The organism is Nonomuraea sp. NPDC005650 (genome assembly GCF_040605375.1).
Classification (GTDB): Bacteria; Actinomycetota; Actinomycetes; order Streptosporangiales; family Streptosporangiaceae; genus Nonomuraea.
The window spans coordinates 25483-41157 of sequence record NZ_JBEXCR010000016.1 but is presented as its reverse complement, the minus strand read 5'-3'; the positions used below and the strand labels follow the sequence as shown (position 1 = coordinate 41157).

Here is a 15675-nt window from a genome sequence, read left to right as displayed (position 1 = left end):
TGGGAAACGCCCGGCCGGATGGGCCGGGCGTTTCGGGGTAAATCAGCGGCGGCCGACGACCTTGACCCAGTCCTTGCCCTCCGCGGGGGAGAGCCAGCGGGAGCCCTCGAAGACCGCGCGCCACGTGCCCGACGTACGGGCGGGCACCCGCGTCGAGAAGTAGCCCTTGCTGCTGGTCTTGATGGTGTCCACGTACTCCCAGCGGCCGCTGCCGTCAGGCTGGAAGAGGATCACGATCCGCTTCCAGCCCAGGCGGTGCCAGCGCTCCGAGTCCTTGCAGTAGTCGGCGTGGTGCACCGAGACGAAGCCGTTGATGTAGTCATCGTCGCACTGCACCGAGAGCTTGCCCTCGAGAGTGATGGGGCGACCCCGCCACGCGGGCTCGGGGTTCGCGTCGAACTGCAGACTCGTGTAGCCCTCGACATCCGGGTCCAGGCCCGGGTCCGCGAGCGCGGGCGAAGCGGCGGTGGCCACCATCGTCGCGCCCAGGGCGGCAGCCGCCAGGCCGGCGGCTAGACGTCGCATCTTCAAAATGGAGTTCCTTCCCCGTCTCAAACGCGGCCCCTAGTCGGGGCACGTCAACGCCAATGACGCGTAAGAGTAAGGAAAAGTTGCGGTAAAGTTGATCACAATTCCGCAACAGCGGTTTAAGGCCGCGCTAGAAACAACATTTCTTATTGCGTAATTTGTCGGGACTTGGAGGCGTCTGAGGCGTAGTGTCCTGTTCCGGGATAGCGGACGCGCCAGAGGCCCCCTGAGCGGCCCGTGACCGTCGCCTCGAAGGTCCCGGAGGCGTCCGTCGTGGTCTGCCCTATCTGCTCCCAGGCCGTGGACTCGTCGCCCCGCCACAGGATCTCCAGCTGCTGCCTGGCGAACGGGCCGTAGTCGGTGTAGCCGCGCGGGTCCACCCGCCTGAGCGAGCCGCGCAGGCGTACGAGGTCGGAGCCCTCGAGTTTGTCGGCCCGCACCGACGTGAGCTTCGTGTCCCGCCTGAACTGGAACGACGCGTACTCGGTGACCGCCCGGCCGCCCGCTCCCCTGGCGGTGACGCTGATCGTCCAGATGCCGGTCGGGTAGAAGCGGTTCAGCTGCTTGTCGGGCAGGAAGCGCCAGGTCTCCCAGCCGTTGGCCATGCGGGCCGGCGCGACGGATCCCGGTCCCGTGCTGCGCCAGACCGGCCGTGGCTGGGTCTCTCCTCCCGACGCTTCGGCCGCCTGCGGCAGCACTGCCGCTTCCTTGGGGCCCACGGGTGCCGGGTTCATCGGTCGTCCGGCGGGTGGCGCGTCGAGGTAGGGGGCCTGGGCGTGTGCCTGGGCGGGAGCCTGGGCCGGTCCGGGTGCCAGAACGGGATCGGGTGCCTGGACGGGTGCGGGCGCCGGGGCCGGGACCACTGGCTGGGCTCCCGGTCGAGGTTGTGCCCCCGGTCGGGGATGAGCCCCCGGTCGAGGCTGGACCCCCGGCCGGGGATGAGCCCGCGGTCGAGGCTGGTTCGCGGGTGCGGGCTGGCCGACTGGGGCCGGGCCCGGGACGGGAGCGGTGCCCACCGAGCCGGTGTCGGGGGCGGGCGCCGGGGCCGGCGCCGGAGCTGGGATCGGGGCTGGGACTGGGACTGGGATCGGTAGCTTGTCGGTCAGTACGGGGCCGGGCGGCGCGCCAGGTTCGACTTTGACGGTGACGCCGTCCTTGCTTCGCACGCCTTTGGCGACGACGTCGATCACCAGGCGCACGGAGTCCTTCGGCCCCACTACGGGCTCGGCGGGACGTACGGTGATCGCGCGGATGGCGGGCTCGATCGCGGCCGGGGGGGCGGGCACGGTGAGCGGCCCGGCCGCGAGCGAGACGAGAAGAAGGCTTCTGGTCATGATCGAGACGGTAGGAACCGCCCGGTAATGGCCAGGACCTCGACACACGCCACGAATGGCAAAACCGGGAGCGACCTACGCGTCAGCGCGAGCCGCCGTAGAGGCCTTCGATGACGTCCGCGTACTTGGCGTGGATGATCCGTCTCTTGAGTTTCAGGCTCGGGGTGAGCTCCTCGGTCTCCGCCGTCCACTCGGTGCCCAGCAGAGCCCACCGCTTGACCTGCTGCACCCTGGCCAGCTTGGCGTTCGCGGCCTCGACGGCCGTCTCGACCTCCTTGACCACCTCCGGATGCTCGGCCAGCTCCGCCAGCGAGGCGAACGCGATGCCGCGCGCCTGCGCCCAGCCCGGCGCCACCTCCCCGTCGAGCGTCAGCAGGGCCACCGGGTGCGCCCGGTTGTCGCCGTACGCGAGGGCCTGGCCGATGAGGGCGTGCTCCTTGAGATGGTTCTCGATCTCGGCCGGGGAGATGTTCTCGCCGCCCGCCGTGATGATCAGCTCCTTCTTCCTGTCGACCACCCGGTAGAAGCCGTCCTCGTCGACCGTGCCGATGTCGCCGGTGTGCAGCCAGCCGTCGGCGTCGATGAGCTCGGCCGTGGCCTCGGGCCGGTTGACGTAGCCGCGCGTGTTGAGCGGGCTGCGGGTGAGGATCTCGCCGTCCTCCGCGAGGCGGATCTCGACGCCGGGCTCGGCCCTGCCGACGGTGCCCAGGCGGTAGCAGGCGGGGCTGTTGCCGGTGAACGCGCCGGTCGTCTCCGTCATGCCGTACACGTCGATGACCTTGAGCCCGAGCCCCGCGTAGAAGTGCTGCACCTCGGCGGGCAGCGGCGCGGCGCCGGTGGCGGTCCACTCGGCGCGGTCGAAGCCGATCATGCCGCGGATGATCGACAGCAGGGACGCGTCCGCCTGCTCGTAGGCCGCCTGGATCTCGGGGGTGACCGCGCGCCCGTACTGGCCGGCCTCCACGTACGCGGCGCCCGCGCGCATCGCCGCGCGTACGGCGGCCTGCTGCTCCTCAGGCTGGGTGGCGAGCACGGCGAGCAGGCGGGCCATCATCTTCTCCCACACGCGCGGCACCCCGAAGAACATCATCGGCCTGACCTGCCCCAGCGTCGCCCCCAGGTTGGCCAGGTCGGTGCAGAAGTGCACGTGGGAGACCTTCACCAGGGGCAGGTAAAGGCTGAGGATGCGCTCGGCGATGTGCGCGTACGTGAGGTAGGAGATCTGCGTGCCCCGCACGGGCAGGCTCGTGATGCGGTCGGTGGCGGCGACCTCGTAGAAGGCGTTCGCGTGGGTGAGGGGGACGCCCTTGGGCATGCCGGTGGTGCCCGAGGTGTACAGGACGGTGACCACGTCGTCGGGGGTGACCGCGCTCATGCGGGCCTCGACCTGGGCCGGGTCCGCGGCCAGGCGCGTGCGGCCCAGCTCCAGGAAGTCCTCCCACGACATGAACAGCTCGTCCGCCGGCGCCCCCTCCAGCATGATGATCCTGCGCAGCCCGTCGAGGCGGGACAGGACGGGCTGCCAGCGGGCCAGCTCGGCCGGGCCGCCCAGCACCGCGTACCTGGCGGCCACGTCCCCCGCCACGAACGCGATCTGGTCGGGCGCGAACGTCGAGTACACCGTGCAGCCGACCCCGCCCGCGTGCACGGCGCCCAGGTCGGCGAGCACGTGCTCGCTGCGGTTGACCATCATCACCGCCACCGACTCCCCGGGTTCGAGCCCGAGCGCGGCGAACCCGGCGGCGATCTCCAGGACGAGCTGCCGCGCCTGCGCGTAGGTCAGCGTGCTCCAGCCGTCGCCGTCGGGGTCGGAGTAGGCGGGGGCGTCGGGGTGCTGCTCGGCGGCGTGCCTGAGCTGTTCGCAAACGGTACGGCCGGCGATCTGCCGCTCGATCTCGGCCCGGACTTCGAGGACTTCGGCCATGGCGCGCGCCTCCGGTCAGTGTTCACTTGCGTGAGTGGCCTGCATCGCACCACACCAGGGGGGTAGCGGCAAGAGCTTGAGGAGAGAGATCCCCGTCCTTCACGTAGAGTAATCGCCTGGGCGCACAGAGGGGGCGGCGCATGAGCGGCAGGACGTTCTTCGGGCATCCCTGGGGGCTGGCCACGCTGTTCGGCACCGAGATGTGGGAGCGGTTCAGCTTTTACGGGCTGCGGGCGATCCTCGCCACGTTCCTGGCCGCGTCGCCGGCGCACAGCGGTCTGGGCCTGTCGCAGGAGACGGCCCAGGCGGTCGTCGGCGTCTACGGCGCGCTCATCTACCTGGTGGCGCTGCCCGGCGGGTGGATCGCGGACCGGATCCTGGGGGCGCGCAGGTCGGTGTTGTGCGGCGGGTTCGTCATCATGCTGGGGCACATCAGCATGGCCGTCCCGGTGACGTCGCCGTTCTTCGTGTGGCTGGGCTTGCTGCTGATCATCGTCGGCACCGGCCTGCTCAAGCCGAACATGTCCGTCATGGTCGGACGGCTCTACCCCGAGGCGGACGACGCGCGCAGGGACTCCGGGTTCTCCCTGTTCTACATGAGCATCAACCTGGGCGCGTTCTTCGCGCCCATCGTGGTCGGCCGGCTGGCCACCGGCGACCGGTGGCACCTGGCGTTCGGCGCGGCGGCCGTCGGGATGGCGTTCGGCCTGATCCAGTATGTGTGGGGCGGCCGCCACCTGCGGGGCATCGGCGAGCGGCCGGTCCACGTGGCGCACCGCCGGTTCTGGCCGGTGGCGGGGGCCATCGTGGCGGCGACGGCGATCGCGCTGGGCGCCTGGGCGGCGACCGGCACGCTCACGATCGACCGGCTCACCGTGGCGATCACCGTCGTCATCCTCGTCGTGCCGGTGGCCTATTTCGGGTACATCCTGCTGGGCAGCCACGACCTGACCGAGGACGAGCGGATCCGGATGAAGGCGTACATCTGGCTGTTCGTGGCCGCGTCCGTCTTCTGGATGATCTACGACCTGGCGCCGAGCAAGCTGCTGTTCTTCGCCAGGGACCACACCGACCTGTCGCTGTTCGGCATCCCGATCCAGCCGGCCACGACGCAGTCGTTCAACCCGCTGTTCATCATGATCTTCATCCCGTTCTTCGCGGCGCTGTGGGTGCGGCTGGGGACGCGGGTGAGCACGCCGCAGAAGTTCGGGTTCGCGCTGGTCATGGTGGGGGTGAGCTTCGTGGTCATGGCCGTCGCCGCGGCGCTGGCGGGGCCCGGCAGGGTGTCGGTGTGGTGGCTGGTGCTCGTCTATCTCATCCAGGTGTTCGGGGAGCTGTCGCTGAGCCCGGTCGGGCTGTCGGTGACGACGAAGCTGGCGCCGGAGGCGTTCAAGGGGCAGATGCTCGGGGTCTGGTTCATCGCGTTCTCGGTGGGCGACGCGGTCGGCGGGCAGACGGGGCGGCTCGGCCGGGTGCTGTCCGAGCCGATGTACTACCTGGTCCTGGCGGCGATGGCGGTCGTGGCCGGGCTCGCGCTGTTCATGTTCACGCGGAAGTTGCGGATCATGATGGCCGAGCACCACGAACCGGTCATACGGTAAATATTCCGACGTGTCTGAACTTCTCGACCTGATCGGCATCTTCGTCTTCGCGTTGACGGGCGCGCTCATGGGCGTGCGCAAACGGCTCGACGTGGTCGGGATGGGGGTGCTGGCCGAGATGACCGCCCTGGGCGGCGGCGTCGTACGCGACCTGATCCTCAACGTCCGGCCCGCCGCCTTCCAGAGCCTCGGGTACGTGCTCGTGCCGGTGGCCGCGACGGTGATCGTGTTCTTCTGGCACCCGCACGTGGCGCGGGTGATGCCGGTCATCCTCGTGCTGGACGCGGCGGGGCTCGGGCTGTTCTGCGCGGTGGGGACGGAGAAGGCCCTCGAGTACGGCCTCGCCCCGCTGCACGCGGCGCTGCTGGGGGTGGTGACGGGCATCGGCGGGGGCATGCTGCGCGACCTGCTGGCCGGGGAGATCCCGACGCTGCTGTACGACCGGCAGCTCTACGCGGTGCCCGCGATGCTGGGGTCGGGGGTGATGGCGGCGCTATCGGCCTACGGTTTCCACGGCTGGCCCGCGACGCTGGCGGCGGCGGTGCTGGCGTTCGGGCTGCGGATCCTGGCGATGCGCCGCAAATGGCGCGCCCCGTTGGCCCGGGGCAGCAGCGAGTGAGGCGCGCGAGTCGCGGGAGAGCGGACGCTCACACCATCGCGATGAGCGCGTCCGTCGGGCGGCGGGAGCCGGTGGGGCCGTGGTCGCGGGCGGCGCGGATGCGGGTGACCGCTTCCGTCAGGACCTGAGGCGGCTGGGTGTAGGGCAGGCGGAGGTAGCCCTCCAGGGTGCCCTCCAGGCCGAACCAGGGGCCGGGCGCGAGGCGTACGCCGTGGTGGGCGGCCGCCTCCGCGAGCGGCGTGGCGCCCTGGCCGTTCAGGCGCACCCACAGGGTGCCGCCGCCGCGCGGCACCGTGAACGTCCACTCGGGCAGGTGCTCGCGCAGCCCCGACACCAGCGCGTCGCGTGAGGCGCGCAGCGTGCGGCGGCGCTCGGCGCGCGTCTCCTCCATCAGGTCGAACAGCCGCGCCACCACGAGCTGCTCCAGCACCGGGCTGGCGATGTCCACGGCCGCCCGGAACACGGCCAGCCGGCGCGCCAGCGCGGCGGTGGTGCGGACCCAGCCGATGCGTAGCCCGCCCCACCACAGCTTGGAGGCCGAGCCGACGCTGACCACCCGGCTGTCGGTGTCGAACGCCGCCATCGGCGAGGTGCGGGGCACCTCGTCCAGCGCCAGCTCCGCCCACGTCTCGTCCACCAGCAGCATGGTGTCCGCGCGCCGGGCCCCGCCCACGACGGCGGCGCGGGTGGCGTCGTCCATGAGGGCGCCGGTCGGGTTCTGGAAGTCGGGCATGAGGTACGCCAGCCGCGCCCCCGACTGGCGCATGGCCCCCGTCACCAGGTCGGCCTGCCAGCCCTCGTGCGAGATGCCGACCGGGACGATCCTGGCGCCGCGCTGCCGGGCCACGTCCATGGCGTGCGGATAGGTGGGCGACTCCACGAGCACCGGGTCGCCCGCGCCGACGAGCAGGCCGAGCACGAGCTGGATGGCGTGCTGGGAGCCGGTCGTGACGAGGATCTGCTCGGGCCGGGTGGCCAGGCCCCTGGCGGTGTAATGGGCGGCCACGCGCTCCCTGAGCACCGGCAGGCCGATGGGGTCGTAGCCGTTGCCCATGCCGTACCGGGGCAGCTCCTCCACCGCCTCCAGCATCGCCCGCCGAAGGGCCGACGGGGCGGGCGGGGCGGCGCACTGGAGCTGGACGAGGCCGTCGCCGTCGGTGCTGAGCCACGGGTTGTCGGGCGCGGTGGCCGGGTCCGGCAGGGCGGTCCAGCTGCCGGAGCCCTGCCGGCTCTCCAGGTAGCCGCGCTCGCGCAGCAGGTCGTAGGCCGAGGTCACGGTGGTGCGGCTGACCTTGAGGGTCTCGGCCAGGTGGCGTTCGGCGGGCATGCGGACGCGTACCGGGATCTGGCCGTCCATGATGAGGGCGCGCACGCCGTCGGCGAGCGCGCGGTAGTAGGGCCGCGCGGCCGGGTCGATCTTGATGAGCCGCGCCACCTGGGTCGCCGACAGATGCCTCATAAGGCCACTTTTCGTGATTGGCCCTGTTTTGGCAAGTCGATCGGATGCCAATCTGGGGCCACTATGAGTGAAGCGATCGTCCCCCGGCTCAGTTCCCTTCCCGCGCGTCTCGTCAGGCTGTACGGCGGGCTCGCGCTCTACGGCGCCGGCATCGGCCTCCAGGTCGAGTCCGGGCTGGGGAACGACCCGTGGGACGTGTTCCACCAGGGCCTGGGCATGCACACCGGCCTGTCCATCGGGACCGTCATCATCGCGATCGGCGCCCTGGTGCTGCTGCTGTGGATCCCGCTCAAGCAGAAGCCCGGCCTGGGGACGATCAGCAACGTCGTCGTCCTGGGCCTGTTCGCCGACGGCGCGATCTTCCTGCTGCCCACCCCGTCGCACCTGGCCTTTCAGGGCCTGTACGTGGCGCTCGGCGTCGTCGCCGTCGCCCTGGCCACCGTGCTCTACATCGGCGCCGGGATGGGCCCCGGCCCCCGCGACGGCATCATGACCGGGCTGGTGCGGCTCGGCCTGTCGGTACGGCTGGGCCGCTTCCTCATCGAGGTCACGGTCCTGGCCGCCGGATGGCTGCTCGGCGGCACCGTGGGCGTGGGGACGCTGGTGTTCGCGCTGGCCATCGGGCCGTTGACCCAGCTGTTCACCCGCTGGTTCCCGCTGACGTGATCCCCGTGACCGGGACCGGGCATGACGCGACATGATCGGACCCGGTCACGGGATCACCCCTCACCCGAGTAGCGTCTAGGCATGCGGATCGAGGACTACGCCCTCATCGGGGACATGCAGTCGGCGGCTCTCGTGGGCCGGGACGGTTCGATCGACTGGCTGTGCCTGCCCAGGTTCGACTCGCCGTCCTGTTTCGCGTCACTGCTCGGCAGCGAGCGCAACGGGCACTGGTGGCTCGGCCCGACGGGCCGCAAGCCGGCCACCCGCCGGCGCTACCGCCCCGAGACGCTCATCCTGGAGAGCGAGTGGGACACCCCGACGGGCACCGTCCGCGTGATCGACTTCATGCCTCCCCGCGACCGCAACCCCGACGTCGTGCGCATCGTGGAGGGCGTCTCCGGGAGCGTGGAGATGTCCACGCAGCTGCGGGTGCGCTTCGACTACGGCAGGATCGTGCCGTGGGTGCGCCGCAATAATGGCCACCTGCAGGCCATCGGCGGGCCCGACTCGGTGTGGCTGCACTCCCCCGTGCCGCTGAAGGGCGGCGACTACGCGCACCGGGCCACGTTCACGGTCAAGGAGGGCGAGCGGCTGCCGTTCGTCTTCACCTGGCACCCGTCGCACGAGCCGATGCCGCCGCGGATCGACGCCGAGACCCAGCTGAGCGAGAGCGCGGCCATGTGGGCCGAGTGGGTCGCGCGATGCACGTACGAGGGCCCGTACCGGGAGGCCGTGGTGCGCTCGCTGATCACGCTCAAGGCCCTCACCTACGCCCCCACCGGCGGCATCGTCGCCGCGCCCACGACGTCCATCCCCGAGGACATCGGCGGGGTGCGCAACTGGGACTACCGCTTCTGCTGGCTGCGCGACGCCACGATGACGCTCGACGCGCTGATCAGCTCCGGCTACCTGGAGGAGGCCGCCGACTGGCGCGCGTGGCTGCTGCGGGCCATCGCGGGCCGGCCCCAGGACCTGCAGATCATGTACGGCGTCGCGGGCGAGCGCCGGCTGCCCGAGCTGCGCCTCGACTGGCTCGACGGCTACGAGGACTCCCGGCCCGTCCGCGTCGGCAACGAGGCCGTCAAGCAGCTCCAGCTCGACGTGTACGGCGAGGTGATGAACTGCCTGTTCGTCTCGCGCGCCCGCGGCCTGTCCCCCGACGACCGGGCGTGGACCATCCAGCGCGAGCTCCTCGACTACGTGGAGGAGCACTGGGACGAGCCGGACGAGGGCCTGTGGGAGGTACGCGGGCCCCGCCGGCACTTCGTGCACTCGAAGGTGATGTGCTGGGCGGCGCTGGACCGGGCGGTCCAGTACGTGGAGCGGTTCGGCCGCACCGGGCCGGTGGAAAGGTGGCGCGCGCTGCGGGACGTCATCCACGCCGAGATCTGCTCGAAGGGCTACGACGCCCGGCGCAACACCTTCACGCAGTCGTACGGCTCGTCGGAGCTGGACGCCGCGCTGCTGCTGATCCCCATGGTCGGCTTCCTGCCCGCCGACGACCCCCGGGTGGTGGGGACGGTGTCGGCCATCGAGAAGGAGCTCATGTCGGACGGGTTCGTGCTGCGCTACCCGCTGGCCGAGGACAACGACGTGGACGGCCTGCCCGGAGGGGAGGGGGCCTTCCTGGCCTGCAGCTTCTGGCTGGTCGAGGTGATGGCGATGCAGGGCCGCAAGGAGGAGGCGAAGAACCTGTTCGAGCGGCTGCTGGTGCTGCGCAACGACGTGGGACTGCTGGCCGAGGAGTACGACCCCCGCTACGACCGGCTGGTCGGCAACTTCCCGCAGGCCTTCAGCCACGTCCCCCTGATCCACGCCGCCCGCGCCCTGTCGTAGCCGGCACCCCGGGAGGCGTCGTGGCCGGGGCTCACGGGCCGGTGAGGCGGCGCTCGCCGGCCGTGGTGATCACGAACACCTGCCAGTTGTAGTACGCGTAGTAGTTCCTCGGGTCCCGCTTCATCTGGCGGGCGTGCAGGAGGATGGCGTTCACGTACGCCCGGGAGTGGTTGTACGCGTACAGCGCCCGGCGGTAGTCACGGGGCGCGCCCGAGGCGCGCAGGTAGTTGGCGGCGCCCATGACGGCGTCACGCGGGCTCTGGACGTCGCCGCCCAGGCCGTACGCCTTCCAGGTGCCGGGCATGAACTGCATCGGCCCCTGGGCCCCCACGTGGCTGTCCGACTTCACCCGCCCGAACTTGGTCTCCGCCAGCATCACCGCCGCCAGCACCTCCCACTCCACCCCGAAGCGGCGCTCGGCCTTCTTGAAGTGGGCGAGCAGCTCGGCGGCGGGCGGGGCGGGCTGGACCTTGAACGTGGCCGACGGCTTGACCGGGTGGGCCAGGGAGAGCAACTCGCGGATGGCGGCCGTGTTGTCCTTGGCCTGGGCGGCCAGGCCGGAGGGGAGGCGGGTGAAGGCCCGGGTGGCGAGCTCGGGGTGGCGGGCCGTGTAGCGGTAGACGCGCTGCTGGTGCAGGGCCAGGAGCTCGACGTCCCGGGGCGGCTTGCCGGTCTTCGGCCAGGCGTCGATCGCGGCGTTGAGCGCGGCGGAGGTCCCCTTGAGCGCGGCGGCCAGCCGGGCGGGGTCGCCGGGGATCTTCTGGTCGGGCGCGGGAAGCGCCTGGCTCGCCTGCGGGGTGGACGGGCCCGGCGAGGGCTGCCGGCCGGCCGCCGACGCCGACGCCGACGGGCCCGGGGAGCCGCAGGCCGCCGTGCCGAGGAGCGCGGCGAGCGCCATCGCGGCCAGAGCGCGGGCAGGGCGGCGGTGATGATCGTGGCGTTCCTCCATGGTCGGCCAACCTACCGGGTGCGGCCCGTCCGCCGCGGCATCGGACACGCGCCCGGCGCGGGCGGGCCGGAGCGCCTGCGCGCCCTCAGGACCCTCGCCGGTCGGGGCCGCTGGCGCGCAGGGCCCGGGGCGAAGCGCCCAGCTCGCGCCGGCAGGCCTTGTTGAACGCCTGCAGGTCCGGGATGCCCACCGCCGCCGCTATCGCGGGGATCGCCAGGGTCGACTCGCGCAGCAGGTGCAGCGCGCGGGACAGCCTCCTGCGGCGGATGTACGCGACCACCGTGTGGCCCGTCTGGGCGCGGAACAGCCGGGTGAGGTGGTTGTGCGACACCCCGGCGGCGCGGGCGACGCCGGGGACGGTCAGCGGCGCGGCCAGGTCCGCGTCGATGTACTCCATGGCCGCCGCGACGACGGCGTGGGCGCTGCCGGCGACGGGCAGGTTCGCGACCCGCCACAGGACCGTCCACACCTCGGCCGACGCCCTCGCCCTGGTGTCGGGGACGGCCGCGATGGTCTGCCGCAGCGAGGCGGCGATGAGCGGCGCCTGGTCCCCCGCGTCCCGCATGACGGCCACGACCCGCCGCTCGTCGACGCCGGGCAGCCTGAAGTGCGCGTACAGGTGCTCCGACCTGCCCCGGTAGTGGTAATGGACCTCGGCGCCCGGCGGGATCAGGCTGACGTGGCCGGGCTTGATCGCGTGCACGGTGCCTTCGAGGACCAGCTCGGCGGCGTACCCGTACAGGTGGACCTGCCACAGGTCGGGCAGCCGGAACACGTCGTGCGGCCTGACCACGCCGTGCACGCCCGCGCCCGCGCCGGCCACCACGGGCGGTTCGGAGAGCGCGATCGTCACCTGCCGCACAGGGCTCAGTTGTACCGCAGCGGGGGAAAATGGACCAGTGGTTGATGATTACAACCCACGACATGGCCGGTGTTCGATTTTACCTTTGACGCATGCGAACCACCAGCTTGCTGACCTCCGCACAGGTCGCCGGATTCGTGGCCGCCGGCTACCTGCGACTCGACGGGATCGTCCCGGACGAGCTCAACGACCAGGCGATCGACGTGCTGGAGGCGGGCATCCCGCGCCCCCCGTACGGCACCCCGGTCGCCCAGACCTACCCCGAGGGATCGTTCGTCCGCCGGCTGATCGAACTGCCCGCCGTCGCGGGCGCCCTGCACTCGCTCGTCGGCCCCGACCCGACCGTCGACCACCACGCCGTGCACGTACGCGAGCCGCGCAACGGCCACGCCCAGCCGCTGCACGCCGACGCCATCATCGACACCCGCATGGACGCCTTCGACGTGCAGCTCATGTACTACCCGCGCGAGGTGACGGCGGAGATGGGCGGCACCCTCGTGGTGCCGGGCAGCCACCTGCGCCGCACCAACGAGAGCGACACCGGCCGCTACCAGAACCTGCGCGGCCAGACCCGGCTCACCTGCCCCGCAGGGACCGTGATGCTGCTCCACCACGGCATCTGGCACGGCGGGCGGCGCAATGACAGCGACGTCCGCAGGTACATGTTCAAGATCCGCTTCAACCCGACCGTGCCGCAGGTGCGGCTGTGGGACACCTCCGACCTGGACGATCCCGCTGTCGTGGCCGAGCTGAACCGGCGCTTCCCCTGGTACGAGAACGCGACGGGGCGGCTGGAGATCCACAACCGGGTGCGGCTGTGGCGGGCGCTGACCAACGATCCGTCGTTCGACATCGACTACTGGACGACTCGCGTGAACAACCGCCCCGGGAGGGTCGCATGAAGCAGCAGGTGCTGGTTCTCTACCTGGCCACCTCCGCGCTCGACGCGGAGGTGGTGGGCTGGTCGCGCTACGACGGCACCGGGCGCACCGAACCGACGGCCGGTGACGGGGACGAGCCGCCGTACGAGACGGGGGTGGAGGCGTTGCGCGACGGGTGGCGGCTGTTCCAGGCGTCGCAGCTCATCCCGCCGTATCCCGGGCACGAATACGACACGTCGTTCCTGAAGCACGAATTCTTCTTCGAGAAAATGTCGTAAACCCGGACGTTCGGCCTTATCGTGTGATCGCTCGATCTGGCCCGAGGGAGGAGCGGGATGCCGGACCTGCGCCCGCTCCGGTCGGGCGATCCCGCGCGGATCGGCCCGTACCGGCTCGTCGGCGTGCTCGGCTCCGGCGGGCAGGGCGTGGTCTACCGGGGCGTCGGGGACGACGGGCGCGAGGTCGCCGTCAAGGTGCTGCACCTCGTCCATGACGAGGACATCACCAAGAGCTTCCTGCGGGAGGTGGAGGCGGCGCAGCGGGTGGCCGCGTTCTGCACGGCCGCGGTGCTGGACGTCGGGATGGTGGACGAGCGGCCGTACATCGTGAGCGAGTACGTGGCAGGGGACACCCTCCAGGCGCTGGTCCGGACGTCGGGGCCGCGTACGGGCGGGGCGCTGGACCGGCTGGCGATCTCCACGCTGACCGCGCTGGCGGCCATCCACCAGGCGGGGATCGTGCACCGGGACTTCAAGCCGGGCAACGTGCTGATGGGGCCCGACGGGCCGATCGTCATCGACTTCGGGATCGCCAAGGCCCTCGACGCGACGACCCGGACATCGGTGCCCGTGGGGACGCCCGCGTACATGTCGCCGGAGCAGTTCAGGGGCGAGCGGGTGGGGCCCACGTCGGACGTGTTCAGCTGGGCGGGGACGATGGTGTTCGCCGCCACCGGACGCACGCCGTTCGCGGGGGACACGGTGGCGGCCGTGGTGAACAGCGTCCTGAGCGGCACCCCGGACCTCACGGGGGTGCCGCCGCACCTGCTGGGCACGATCGAGACCTGCCTGTCCAAGGACCCGTCCGCCCGGCCGGCCCCGGCGGACCTGCTCCAGCAGCTCATCCGCCACCCCGGCCCCCTGACCCACCGCCCCACCCCCGCAACCACCACCCCACCCAGCGGGCCGCCACACCCCGCCCCCGGAGGTCCGCCCGCCGGGGCGGCGCAGCCTGTCGCCTGGGCGCCGCCCGCTGGAGCGCTCCCATCGTCGGGTCCGGCTCCCTCGGGAACGGCGCCTTCGGGAACGGCGCCTTCGGGAACGGCGCCTTCGCCCGTTGGAGCGGCGCACGCAGGGCCTCCGCCTCCCCTGGGGGCGCGGCCTCTCTCCGGTGCCGAGCCCGCCTCCGGCTCCCCGGTCATCGGGACGGGCCCGCATGCCGGGAACGCCGCTCAGACGGGACCCCACGCCGGAAGCCCCGCCCAGCCGGGACCGCACGCCGTTCAGACGGGACCCCATGCCGGGAACGCCATCTGGACGGACGGCGCGGCGCCCGCGGGGCCGGTGGCGGGGAACGGGCCGGTGGCGGATGCGGATACGGAGGCCGGTCGGGGCCGGTCGGTCAGCCGGCGGGCCGTGCTCGGCGGGGCCGCCGCGGCGGCGGCCGCTCTCGCGGTGTCCGCCTTCACCATCCTCCGCCCGAGGGACGACCTCCCCGACCCGGACGGCCGGCGTACGAGCCAGCCGCCCAGCGGAAGCCCGTCCCCGGGCAGCGCGTCGCCCAGGCCGACACCAACATCGACGCCGACACCCGCGCCGTCCGACGAGCCGTTCGGGACGCAGCTCGCCGTCTCCGCGCCCCTGCCGAAAGCGGACGGCACGATCACGGAGCTGGCCACCGCGGGGAGCACCGTCGTGTGCGGGACCGCCAAGGGGGCGGTGTTCACGTGGGACCTGGGCCAGGCCGCCACCCGGCTCGGGGACGGCGGGGGCACGACGACGAGTGTGGCCACCGGCAACATCGGCGGCACGCCGGTCGCGGCCTCCGGGCACAATGACGGGCGGATGCGGCTGTGGAGCCTGACCGGTGAGAGCCTCGCCTCGCGCAAGGTGAGCGACCCCGTCATCGCGGTCACCGTCACGGGCGCGGGCAAGGCGGTGGCGGTGTCGGAGAAGTACGACTTCATGAAGGACACCCGCAGCGTCGTGCGGCTGTGGGACATCTCCACCGGCAAGCAGATCGGCCCCGCGATCACCGACCATTTCCAGGGAACCAGAGGGCTGGCGTTCGGCCGGCTGGGCGAGGACGACGTGCTCGTCACGGGCGACGGCGGGGAGCGGATCCGGGTGTGGCGGCTGTCGAACGGGAGGATGACGCACTCGTTCTACACCGGGGAGATCGGCGGGATCGACCGGCTGGCCTGCGGTGAGATCAAGGGCAAGCCCGTCGTCGTCTCGACCCACATGGACGCGACCCTGCGCGTGTACGACCTGGCCACGGGCAAGCGCAGGAAGAAGTGGGAGTTCAGCGACCAGAGCCCGGATGACCGGGGGACCGCGGCTCTCGTCGTGGGGCGTTCGGGGGACGTACCCATCGCCGTCGTCGCCCACGGCCCGTGGGACGGCGACGTCATCGTCCGCGTCTGGAACCTCGACGACGGCGACATCATCGGCGTGCTCGGTCCCGGCCCCGGCGGGGCGATCCAGACGGTGGCGCTGACCGAGCAGGGCGGCCACCCGGTGGTCGCCGGCGCAGGCGAGGACCGCACCCTCCGTACCTGGAGCCTGGGCCCCGCCTGACCTCCTCGGCCCGCCTCCACCTGGCTGGCGCACCGAAAGGCCCGCAAGGACGTCGCATTCGAGAGCGCCGCCACACCGGGCACTCCGCCTGAGGCCCCGCACGCCCCCGAGCCCCAGCGGGCCTGCACACAATGGGCCACCGCCAGAAGAGCGCCACACGCCGCGCCGGCGTCCCCGAGCTCCAGCGGGCCCGCGTGCCTTGTGCCGAACCCGGAAGG

The 15675-nt window shown here is 72.0% G+C and carries 13 protein-coding genes; 7 read left to right on the top strand and 6 right to left on the bottom strand.

Annotated features, from left to right (window positions below):
- Window positions 1–42: 42 nt before the first annotated feature.
- From ABZS69_RS27055 to ABZS69_RS27045, 3 genes are all read right to left on the bottom strand, one after another.
- Window positions 43–525 (bottom strand): hypothetical protein, encoded by a 483-nt coding sequence (locus ABZS69_RS27055; protein WP_355377414.1) that lies wholly within the window; start codon window positions 523–525, stop codon window positions 43–45.
- A gap of 149 nt (window positions 526–674) precedes the next feature.
- The gene (locus ABZS69_RS27050) at window positions 675–1262 is read right to left on the bottom strand and encodes a hypothetical protein (RefSeq protein WP_355377412.1); all 588 of its coding nucleotides are present in this window, start codon (window positions 1260–1262) and stop codon (window positions 675–677) included.
- Between the two features lie 682 nt (window positions 1263–1944).
- Window positions 1945–3786, bottom strand: coding sequence for an AMP-dependent synthetase/ligase (locus ABZS69_RS27045; protein WP_355377410.1), 1842 nt, complete (start codon window positions 3784–3786; stop codon window positions 1945–1947).
- A gap of 140 nt (window positions 3787–3926) precedes the next feature.
- On the opposite strand from ABZS69_RS27045, the gene ABZS69_RS27040 reads away from it, so the two are divergent.
- A complete protein-coding gene (locus tag ABZS69_RS27040) occupies window positions 3927–5387 on the top strand; it encodes an oligopeptide:H+ symporter (RefSeq protein ID WP_355377408.1) in 1461 nt (486 codons plus the stop codon).
- A gap of 10 nt (window positions 5388–5397) precedes the next feature.
- A complete protein-coding gene (locus ABZS69_RS27035; RefSeq protein WP_355377406.1) occupies window positions 5398–6006 on the top strand; it encodes a trimeric intracellular cation channel family protein in 609 nt (202 codons plus the stop codon).
- Between the two features lie 28 nt (window positions 6007–6034).
- Here the strand turns inward: ABZS69_RS27035 and ABZS69_RS27030 are convergent, their stop codons facing one another.
- A complete protein-coding gene (locus ABZS69_RS27030) occupies window positions 6035–7465 on the bottom strand; it encodes a PLP-dependent aminotransferase family protein (RefSeq protein WP_355377404.1) in 1431 nt (476 codons plus the stop codon).
- A gap of 63 nt (window positions 7466–7528) precedes the next feature.
- Between ABZS69_RS27030 and ABZS69_RS27025 the strand changes: the two genes are divergently transcribed.
- Both ABZS69_RS27025 and ABZS69_RS27020 read left to right on the top strand, forming a co-directional pair.
- Window positions 7529–8131 carry a hypothetical protein gene (locus tag ABZS69_RS27025; protein WP_355377402.1) on the top strand — a complete coding sequence of 201 codons (603 nt, stop codon included), beginning with the start codon at window positions 7529–7531 and terminating at the stop codon, window positions 8129–8131.
- Window positions 8132–8212: 81 nt separating this feature from the next.
- The gene (locus tag ABZS69_RS27020; RefSeq protein WP_355377400.1) at window positions 8213–9967 is read left to right on the top strand and encodes a glycoside hydrolase family 15 protein; all 1755 of its coding nucleotides are present in this window, start codon (window positions 8213–8215) and stop codon (window positions 9965–9967) included.
- A gap of 31 nt (window positions 9968–9998) precedes the next feature.
- Here the strand turns inward: ABZS69_RS27020 and ABZS69_RS27015 are convergent, their stop codons facing one another.
- Entirely contained in the window at window positions 9999–10916 is a 918-nt protein-coding gene (locus tag ABZS69_RS27015) for a lytic transglycosylase domain-containing protein (protein ID WP_355377398.1), read from the bottom strand.
- Window positions 10917–11001: 85 nt separating this feature from the next.
- Window positions 11002–11778: a helix-turn-helix transcriptional regulator gene (locus ABZS69_RS27010; RefSeq protein WP_355377396.1), complete on the bottom strand. Its 777-nt coding sequence runs from the start codon at window positions 11776–11778 to the stop codon at window positions 11002–11004.
- A gap of 92 nt (window positions 11779–11870) precedes the next feature.
- Here ABZS69_RS27010 and ABZS69_RS27005 point away from each other — a divergent pair, with 92 nt between their 5' ends.
- Genes ABZS69_RS27005 through ABZS69_RS26995 form a run of 3 tightly spaced genes read left to right on the top strand, consistent with a single transcriptional unit; the run spans window position 11871 to window position 15457 of the window.
- Window positions 11871–12680 carry a phytanoyl-CoA dioxygenase family protein gene (locus ABZS69_RS27005; protein WP_355377394.1) on the top strand — a complete coding sequence of 270 codons (810 nt, stop codon included), beginning with the start codon at window positions 11871–11873 and terminating at the stop codon, window positions 12678–12680.
- The gene (locus ABZS69_RS27000; protein WP_355377392.1) at window positions 12677–12937 is read left to right on the top strand and encodes a hypothetical protein; all 261 of its coding nucleotides are present in this window, start codon (window positions 12677–12679) and stop codon (window positions 12935–12937) included. The genes ABZS69_RS27005 and ABZS69_RS27000 overlap by 4 nt, the downstream gene beginning before the upstream one ends.
- A 57-nt stretch (window positions 12938–12994) precedes the next feature.
- On the top strand, window positions 12995–15457 hold the full coding sequence (locus ABZS69_RS26995) for a protein kinase (protein WP_355377390.1): 2463 nt from the start codon (window positions 12995–12997) through the stop codon (window positions 15455–15457).
- Window positions 15458–15675 lie beyond the last annotated feature (218 nt).

What these genes read in the sequence shown, in the direction of transcription:
- ABZS69_RS27050 (WP_355377412.1), bottom strand. Translation starts at nt 1,262, where the DNA reads ATGAACCCGGCACCCGTGGGCCCCAAGGAAGCGGCAGTGCTGCCGCAG.
- ABZS69_RS27015 (WP_355377398.1), bottom strand. Translation starts at nt 10,916, where the DNA reads ATGGAGGAACGCCACGATCATCACCGCCGCCCTGCCCGCGCTCTGGCC.
- ABZS69_RS27040 (WP_355377408.1), top strand. Translation starts at nt 3,927, where the DNA reads ATGAGCGGCAGGACGTTCTTCGGGCATCCCTGGGGGCTGGCCACGCTG.
- ABZS69_RS27005 (WP_355377394.1), top strand. Translation starts at nt 11,871, where the DNA reads ATGCGAACCACCAGCTTGCTGACCTCCGCACAGGTCGCCGGATTCGTG.
- ABZS69_RS27045 (WP_355377410.1), bottom strand. Translation starts at nt 3,786, where the DNA reads ATGGCCGAAGTCCTCGAAGTCCGGGCCGAGATCGAGCGGCAGATCGCC.
- ABZS69_RS27020 (WP_355377400.1), top strand. Translation starts at nt 8,213, where the DNA reads ATGCGGATCGAGGACTACGCCCTCATCGGGGACATGCAGTCGGCGGCT.
- ABZS69_RS26995 (WP_355377390.1), top strand. Translation starts at nt 12,995, where the DNA reads ATGCCGGACCTGCGCCCGCTCCGGTCGGGCGATCCCGCGCGGATCGGC.
- ABZS69_RS27055 (WP_355377414.1), bottom strand. Translation starts at nt 525, where the DNA reads ATGCGACGTCTAGCCGCCGGCCTGGCGGCTGCCGCCCTGGGCGCGACG.
- ABZS69_RS27025 (WP_355377402.1), top strand. Translation starts at nt 7,529, where the DNA reads ATGAGTGAAGCGATCGTCCCCCGGCTCAGTTCCCTTCCCGCGCGTCTC.
- ABZS69_RS27030 (WP_355377404.1), bottom strand. Translation starts at nt 7,465, where the DNA reads ATGAGGCATCTGTCGGCGACCCAGGTGGCGCGGCTCATCAAGATCGAC.
- ABZS69_RS27000 (WP_355377392.1), top strand. Translation starts at nt 12,677, where the DNA reads ATGAAGCAGCAGGTGCTGGTTCTCTACCTGGCCACCTCCGCGCTCGAC.